This is a genomic window from Mesorhizobium sp. M7A.F.Ca.CA.002.05.1.1 (assembly GCF_003998335.1).
Taxonomy (GTDB): Bacteria; Pseudomonadota; Alphaproteobacteria; order Rhizobiales; family Rhizobiaceae; genus Mesorhizobium.
In genome coordinates, this window is the sequence record NZ_RZQI01001419.1 from 1 (window position 1) to 902 (window position 902).

The following is a 902-nucleotide window of genomic DNA, read 5'->3' on the forward strand; positions in this document are numbered from 1 at the left end:
GCCCACGGCGGTGGCCAAACGGCCGCCGGCGAACCCACGGTCGCCGCTGGCAGTGGCGTTCCCGAGGGCTGTGGAATTCGCTCCCGAAGCAACGGAGAAGGTGCCGAGGGCGGCGGAGCCGGCTCCCGTGGCCTGGGTGCTGGCGCCGATCGCGACCGCGTTGGTGTTGGTTGCGGCCGCACCGGCCCCCAGCGCCATCGAGGCCGCGCTCGAGGCCGCCGCGTTCTTGCCTAAAGCCACCGCGTTTCCTGCAGATGAAACGGATTGGCGTCCTATCGCAATGCTGTCGACCTGAGATGCCCTGACGTCCGTGCCGATGGCGATGGCGCTCTCTTCAAGGGCGCCCATTCCCGCAACAGTTCGGTTGCCAAGATTGACGGCGTTGATCGCCGTTGCGGTCGCCTGGAAGCCGATGGCGATGGCATTCTGGTTGCTTGCGACGGCGCTATTGCCTTGGGCAAGCGAATCCAGCCCGGACGCTGTTGCACCAAACCCGAGCGCGGTGGCGCGCAGTCCGGTCGCCCGGGTAACATAGCCGATCGCCGTCGAGTTCGTTCCGTCCGCACGCGCGTTCAGGCCAAAGGCGGCCGCGCCTGCGGCTGCAACCGAGTTGACGCCAATGGAGCTTGCTCCATCCGCAGTAGCTTGGGCGTTCCCGCCTAACGCGAGGGCGTTGACGCCGGTTGCCTTCGCAAAGACACCTATGCCTATGGAGTTGAGGCCATTGACACTCATCGAATAGCCGATGGCGATCGAAGCATCGCCCGTTGCGCTGTTGGAGGTGCCCAATGCCACGCTGTTCGCGCCATTCGCCTGGGTGCCGTTACCGATGGCGACGGCGTTGCCGGCTGTCGCGGTTCCGCCGCAGGCCTGATATTGCGCCTTCGCGATCGGCATGGCTG

At 66.2% G+C, this 902-nt stretch carries 1 pseudogene; it reads right to left on the bottom strand.

Annotated elements, in window-relative coordinates:
• Positions 1 to 902, bottom strand: a pseudogene (locus EN939_RS36025) (calcium-binding protein); the annotation flags it as partial.